Genomic DNA, 6,799 nt, shown 5'->3' on the forward strand with positions numbered 1-6,799 from the left:
CAAACCTATCGGCCGGAATCGTTTGTGCCGCTCGTATAATGAAGGAGGCGAACTTTAAAGTTCGCCTCCTTTTAATTTTCTTTAATGATCGGTGATTGGAATTCAAGTGAGGGACGAAGGTTATTTTTACAATAGGATTTGGACGAAGATACCAACAACACCTATACTAAAACACACTATCCCGCCAAAGCGTGTATTCCATAGATAGAGGTCTGATGGTTCGGTAGCATCCCTAGATGTCCACTTTTCAGTAAGATTCCAGAGCAGCTTAGTCTTGAAAAGCATTAATAATCCTGCAAGGATAAGAAAAATGCTCATGAAAATCATAGAAATCAAGCCCCCCTAGCTTATAACGGATTAATAATAATTACGGATCGGCGAAAAATAGGTTCCTTTAGAAAATTAAATAACAATATTCCAAAGACTTCGGAATATTGCAAAAATCAATTGATGAAATTCCCCGCGTATCCTCGAAGGAACCCTAAAGGGGTATTTTCCTAAAGATCTATAAGATTAACAGGGGATCAAAATAGATCGTAAAACACTTCCATTGCGTATGCGTCCCATAAATTTCCTGATAGCGCTTTAGGCTGTCCTCGAGGAAGCTTTCCGTAACCTCCAGGTATTCGGCAAGCTCATATCGGTTATGAATCCCTTGCTTATGAGCCTGTACGAAGGAGGAAAGAGGGATTAGTTTTCTGTAGGCCCAGGTCCGTGCCCTTTGTTCCTGCTTGCGGTTAGGAATGGAGCTTTGGTCCAGTATATTGCCGATGGATGTGTGATAATGCCCGTTCTCTTCGGCAAGAATACATGCTTTTTCGGTGCTTGTCGGTATGCTCTTATTGATCCAAATTACGTTATCTGCGTACAGTCCCTTAATGGTGGAAGGCATGTCCACTTCGAAAACTCTCGCTTCGGTCTCCTTAAGAAGCTTGTCATACAGCATGCAATCACCCCTGTGGCTTGCGTTGAGATTTTACAAACTCCTTAAACTTGCGGATCGTCTCCAATTCTTCTGCGGTCCAATCTTCTCCGTCATGATGAGCGGCGATCGTTTGGATGCTGCCGTTGTCATTAGCCGCCATCTCCTCCAAATCCTCAATGGTAATCCCTAGCGCCCGGCACACTTTGATTACGTTATTAACAGATGCTCCCCCCACACCCCGCATTAATATGGACCTTAGCGTTGTATAGGGTATACCTGCTTTTTCAGCAAAAGCCTTAGTATTTAAACCGGTTTGATCGATCAATTTTTTCAATACTTCCGCTCTTTTCACCATTGAATCCCCTTTTCAATCAATATCGGAATTCCGTACTTGTATCCTAATTATACTTGTTTGTAACTGAAAAAGAAATGTTCAATTGCGTAATTTTATTTATTTTTTATGTTGACTTAATACGAAATTGAGTATATCATGAACTTGTGATACGAAATTGAATACCGAAAGGAGTGAGAATGTTTCTAACTTAAAATCGGAAGGGGTGAAAAGCGCAATACGAGGGAGAAATCTCTAAGAATTAGCGCATCAAAGAGCCCGGAAGGTCAGTTATGCAGCATCGTCGGATTTTTCCGAGCTAGCTTAGGAGGTCAGAATTGAAGGCCTTGATGGCCACAATGAGGACAAATTGTTAAAGTAAATTACTTGAAAATTTTGGAAAGGGTGATTTCTAATGTCAAAATTATTTTCGGCAGCGGATGCCCAGGATCTATATCTGTTTGATTTGGAGCTGGCCAATGTTACGGTCAACCAAGGTTTGGCCATTGACGAGGTGGCGGGAGAGATTTACGCTACTCAAGTGTACAACGGTTTCGGCGGGAATTATGAGAGCTTTGTGGTGACTCGCACTTCATTGGGCGGGAAATACTTGGACAGCATGATTTTTAAAAACGGAGGTCATGGAACCTCCATCGGTATTGAAAGGGATGGGGGCCAAATCTACATCTGGACCAACATGATGGATGTCGATGCCAATGACACTTTGGTAACACAGTGGCTGTGCAGAGTGCCTTATTTGCCGGATACGACGATTTCGATTAACGATTCCCGGGTCCGGAAGCTGAAGGAATTTCCTAATCCAAGCAGATATCAAAGCGCTTTTACCGACCCTAAAAACAATTTGCTCGCTATGAGAATTACAGATACAACAAGCGGATCTACGGTAAGCCAGCTTGAAGTTTATAAAATCAGCGATGCTAAAAACGGGAATTTCAACACCAAGGTTCATTCCTATTTATTCACTTCCGATATGAATAGTCAAATCTTACAAGGTCTTGCCTTAGATGGAGCCGACTTTTATGTGACCTTTGGCCAACATGCTGAGGACTTTCATTTGTACCGGGTAAATCTCACAACGGGAAAGATCAGCGAGGAGATAAACAGACCTGTCGGTTATTCACCGAGCGGCGGTTATGTCGAAGGCTTTGGGGAGCCGGAAGGTTTATTCTTGTATACCGATCCCAATACAGGATACAAAACGCTGCTGACCGTTATCGTGGGAGATTTGGCAGGAAGACGCAGACAGAGACTTTTCGCCCTATCCAACAATATCGGGGTTCAGAAATTTCTCGGCTTGGCCGGAGAAAGGGTTCAACCGGTGCCCCTTACCAGGCATGACAATAGAGCAAAGAGGATCAATATGAGCAAAGTCCAATCCATAGCCCAAATTAAAGAGCCCGGCTATTACTATATGACGACGGCTGAAGGGAACTTAATGGCCGATCATCCCATGAAGAACGTGGCCGGCTGGTGGCTGTATGTTTCCGGCGGTGATGCAGGAAGCGGAGTGAATTACGGGGTTCATCAAATTTTGGCGAGGAATTCCAGCGTTCATGCCACAACTTTTGTAAGATCCGTCTCGGCTGCGGGAACCGCATCTCCATGGTTTGAGTTGAATATGACGAAAGTCTAACTTCGCCCCCATGAAGGTTTAATCTGTTATAGGAAGGAAAATAAAAGTATCCTCTGCTGTAAAAACTCGGCGGGGGATACTTTCATGATAAGGTCAAACGGGCATTCTCACCCCAGTCTCGGTTATTGCTGGATAATCCGAGTTGAAAATTGTACGATTTCGAGGGCAATGGGAGTCCCGGCATAAATAGTATCTCGTGTTGCCGAAATAGTTAGACCTGTGGAACTGATATTATACAAGCTGCTCTCCTGAATCATTCCGTTGATGAAGAGATTGCTGTAATTAGCCAATCCCATCTTAGGGAACTCAGAGGCTGCAGCTCCGTTATCATCCGTAAATTGGGCGGACGGGATCGTTACAGAGGAAGTAAGAACTATATCCGAGCCGGGGACATAAAAAAATCTGGCCGCCTCCGGAACAATAATAACATCCTGAATTCCCGGCCCCGGGACTCCCTGCGGTCCTGTGGCCCCCTGTGGTCCTTGTGGTCCTTGAGGCCCCGGGGGTCCCTGAGGTCCTGTTGCCCCTTGTGGTCCTTCTGGTCCTTGTGGCCCCGGGGGTCCCTGCAGGCCGTCCGCCCCTGGCGGTCCTCCAGGTCCTATCCCTCCCGCCAGCCCTTGGGCTCCAGGATCGCCCTGGTAACCCTGCTGTCCTCCAGGTCCTATCCCTCCCGCCAGCCCTTGGGCTCCAGGATCGCCCTGGTAACCCTGCTGTCCTGCAGTCCATTGCGGCCACCGCGGATTCCGAACGATGCGGTGGCGTCTGAAGCCGCTTTTGCGTTTCTTTGGGGGACAAAGACGCAGAGCGGTTTTTTTGGAGCGGACAAGGGTTCCTCTCTTTTTAAGACCTGATTTCCTGCGCTTTCTGCGAAGCATATGAACATCTCCCTAAAGTAATTTTGTTTATTGTATGGCTGATATTTGGCTTAAGCCTGAACATCTATCCGTAGGAAGAGTAGGCAGGGGGCTAAATTTATGAAAATAGGCTCGAATCTTCGTGAACCCCGTAAGCGGCCAGGGAAAATTGTGGTGTAATTTATTGCCGCAATTCCATTATAATAAAAAAGATAATGGGTTATTTCGGCCGAAAGGGGGAAGTAACATGCCAGGAGAACGGCGTAAACTGATTGTTTTGTATACGAATGATATCCACAGCCATTTCGAACAAATGCCCAAAATCGCAACGGCTATCCGTCAACTCAAGCAGAGTCATCCGCTTGATCCTGTCATTACGGTAGATATAGGAGATCATATGGACCGGATGCGGGTGGAGACGGATGGAACGGAAGGGCAGGCCAATGTGGAAGTAATGAACGCCACCGGCTATAATCTGGCTGTCCCCGGCAATAACGAAGGGCTGACCTTCACGATGCAGCAGCTCGAGGCAGCTTATTCGTCCAAGGCCAAGTTCGATGTGCTGGCAAGCAATATGGGTATGATGCCGTCGGGCCGGCTTCCCTACTGGCTTAAGCCATATCAGATTCGGGACTGGTTCGGTGTGAAAGTGGCTTTCCTTGGAGTAACGGCCTACTACCCGGATTTCTATCAGCTTCTTGACTGGAAGCTGGACGACCCGCTGCCGAACGTTGCCCGATGGGTGGAGCGGCTTAAGGAGGAAGCGGATAGCATTATCGTTCTCTCTCATCTGGGGTTGACGAATGACCGTCGGATGGCCGAGCAAATCCCCGGGATAGATTTAATTCTCGGCGCACATACGCATCATCTGTTGGAAGAGCCTCTCCTGGTGGAGAATACTTATATCGGTGCCGCAGGCAAGTTCGGACAGTACGTAGGCGAAATGGAGTTGACATACGATACGTCCCTCAAGAAGCTGGAACGGGTAGAAGGACGCGTCATTGAGGTTGATTCGTATGAGGAAGCCGGGGATGTGGTCGAAATTATTGAGCGATGCCGGGAACAAGGCAAGGCTTATTTGAGCACAACCATTACCTCTCTGGATCGGCCGCTGACCATAGCTTGGCGGCAGGAATCCGGCTTGGGCAATCTTCTGGCCTCCGGAGTCCGCCGTTGGGTGGACGCCGAGGTGGGGATTATTAATGCCGGCCAACTGCTGGGCGGGCTGGAGGAAGGGCCGGTGACCAAGCTTCGGCTTCTTCAGGTCTGCCCTTCACCGATCAATCCCTGCAAATTTTGGCTGCGGGGGGATCATTTGGCGCTTGCCCTGGAGCAGTCTCTGCTGGATGAGTTTATAGACAAGGAGATCCGCGGCTTCGGCTTTCGCGGCAAGGTGCTCGGCATGCTTTGTCTCGATGGGATCGATGTGGATTACGATGCGGCTGCGCCTTCTTACCATAAGATCCGGCAGATATACATCAATGGTCTCCCGCTTGAGCCCGAAAGGCATTATCTGGTCGGCTCTCTGGATATGTTCACCTTTGGAGTAGGATATCTTTCCTTAAGCAAGGGCACCGGCACCGAATATTATTTACCCGAATTTCTGCGGGAAGTATTGGAGCACCAGTTAAGCATCGGCATAGATTGGGATAGCTTCTCCGCCTCCCATTGGAGGGAAATCGGCAAGAAAGATTGAAGCTCTTTACATGGAATAAGCATGGGGCCTGTCAGATTGGAATACAATAGTTGAACGAGGGACAGTGGGAGGGGAGAAGAAGAAATGCTGGAATTATGGAAAGCGATCATTATTGGAATAGTGGAGGGACTAACTGAATTTCTGCCCGTATCCTCCACCGGACATATGATTCTGGTCGGCCATATGATTGATTTTACCGGGGAAAAAGCGGATACGTTCGAAATAGCGATTCAGCTCGGAGCTATTCTGTCAGTGGTTGTCCTATATTGGAAAAGAGTGCTGCGGTTATTCGGCATCCAGACGGCTAACGAACGGCTTAACCCGGGACCTAAGCTAAATTTGCTTCATATCCTGATCGGTATCGTTCCGGCTATGGCTCTTGGCTTCCTCGGGCATAAATACATCAAGCTTCTGTTTATGCCGGAAACTGTCGTGATAGGGCTCATTATCGGCGGGATTTTTATGATCATCGCCGAGAAGCAAAGCCCTGCAATAGAGGCCAGGACAATGGATGATATTACCTATAAACAAGCTTTGTTTATCGGTGCCGCCCAATGCCTATCGCTATGGCCGGGCTTCTCCCGCTCGGGGGCGACGATTGCCGGCGGAATGCTGGCCGGAACGACCCGGGGAGCAGCAGCGGATTTTACTTTCTTGATGGCGATCCCGATTATGGCCGCAGCGACCGGATACGACCTGCTGAAAAGCTACAGCCTGTTTACGGCGGATGATCTTCCGTTCTTTGCCGTAGGGTTCATCGTTTCATTCATCGTCGCTTTGTTGGCCGTGGCAACGTTTATCAAATTGGTCTCCAGGCTCAAACTTACATATTTTTCCTTTTACCGTTTCGTACTGGCTGCGCTGGTACTCATTTATATGGCTATCGGAGGATTTGGCTCTTGATCGTAATGAAGGCATACAACCGAATCCGTCGATTTCCTTTAAAAAGCCCCGGCCGGGGCTTTTTTCGTTCCGGCCTTCTACGAAACAAATGTAATGGTTATAATTGGGTCATTACGTTTTTTTGCCGGTTTGCCTGACAGGATAAAAAATGGGAAAATGTTGTTAATTACTCAACTTTCGCAGCTTAGATTGGCAAACAAACCCTTGATATAACTGGGTAAGGTGCTCATCCATTGCTGGACTTGACTCAAAACAGAAGACTTATCTCGCTTGCTCTTGGTTTTGGACATCTCCATGAAGAAAGCAATCAATTGTTGTAGGGCAGTTTTCAGGTCTAAATCCCGAATTTCATCGGAGAGCAGGAAAAACAGGCCGCCTAGAGAACGAGGGTCGTTTTCATTTCGTCGCTCCCATTCCATGACCAGATAACGTGAAA

General features: G+C 47.7%; 7 protein-coding genes and 1 pseudogene. 3 read left to right on the top strand and 5 right to left on the bottom strand.

All coding sequences use genetic code 11. From position 1 onward, the window contains the following. Positions 1–126: 126 nt before the first annotated feature. The 3 genes from ACTHRH_RS07625 to ACTHRH_RS07635 form a co-directional block, all read right to left on the bottom strand. Positions 127–327, bottom strand: a complete 201-nt coding sequence (locus ACTHRH_RS07625) for a DUF6199 family natural product biosynthesis protein (RefSeq protein ID WP_440414871.1) — start codon at positions 325–327, stop codon at positions 127–129. Positions 328–505: 178 nt separating this feature from the next. Next, complete coding sequence (locus ACTHRH_RS07630; protein WP_144941522.1) at positions 506–946, bottom strand: ImmA/IrrE family metallo-endopeptidase; 441 nt, start codon at positions 944–946, stop codon at positions 506–508. 4 nt (positions 947–950) lie between these two features. Then, on the bottom strand, positions 951–1,280 hold the full coding sequence (locus tag ACTHRH_RS07635) for a helix-turn-helix domain-containing protein (protein ID WP_144941524.1): 330 nt from the start codon (positions 1,278–1,280) through the stop codon (positions 951–953). Between the two features lie 391 nt (positions 1,281–1,671). Here ACTHRH_RS07635 and ACTHRH_RS07640 point away from each other — a divergent pair, with 391 nt between their 5' ends. Then, positions 1,672–2,910: a phage baseplate protein gene (locus ACTHRH_RS07640; RefSeq protein ID WP_379286983.1), complete on the top strand. Its 1,239-nt coding sequence runs from the start codon at positions 1,672–1,674 to the stop codon at positions 2,908–2,910. Positions 2,911–3,032: 122 nt separating this feature from the next. Here ACTHRH_RS07640 and ACTHRH_RS07645 read toward each other — a convergent pair whose 3' ends face one another. Next, positions 3,033–3,785 (bottom strand): DUF4183 domain-containing protein, encoded by a 753-nt coding sequence (locus ACTHRH_RS07645; RefSeq protein WP_379286981.1) that lies wholly within the window; start codon positions 3,783–3,785, stop codon positions 3,033–3,035. Between the two features lie 226 nt (positions 3,786–4,011). On the opposite strand from ACTHRH_RS07645, the gene ACTHRH_RS07650 reads away from it, so the two are divergent. Both ACTHRH_RS07650 and ACTHRH_RS07655 read left to right on the top strand, forming a co-directional pair. After that, entirely contained in the window at positions 4,012–5,460 is a 1,449-nt protein-coding gene (locus ACTHRH_RS07650) for a bifunctional metallophosphatase/5'-nucleotidase (RefSeq protein WP_150960367.1), read from the top strand. An 84-nt stretch (positions 5,461–5,544) separates the two neighbouring features. Beyond that, positions 5,545–6,363, top strand: coding sequence for an undecaprenyl-diphosphate phosphatase (locus ACTHRH_RS07655; RefSeq protein WP_379286979.1), 819 nt, complete (start codon positions 5,545–5,547; stop codon positions 6,361–6,363). Between the two features lie 170 nt (positions 6,364–6,533). Here ACTHRH_RS07655 and ACTHRH_RS07660 read toward each other — a convergent pair. After that, a pseudogene (locus ACTHRH_RS07660) lies at positions 6,534–6,799 on the bottom strand (IS4 family transposase); the annotation flags it as partial.

The sequence above is a fragment of the Paenibacillus sp. SAFN-117 genome (assembly GCF_051966115.1).
In the GTDB taxonomy this organism is placed as follows: Bacteria; Bacillota; Bacilli; order Paenibacillales; family NBRC-103111; genus Paenibacillus_L; species Paenibacillus_L residui.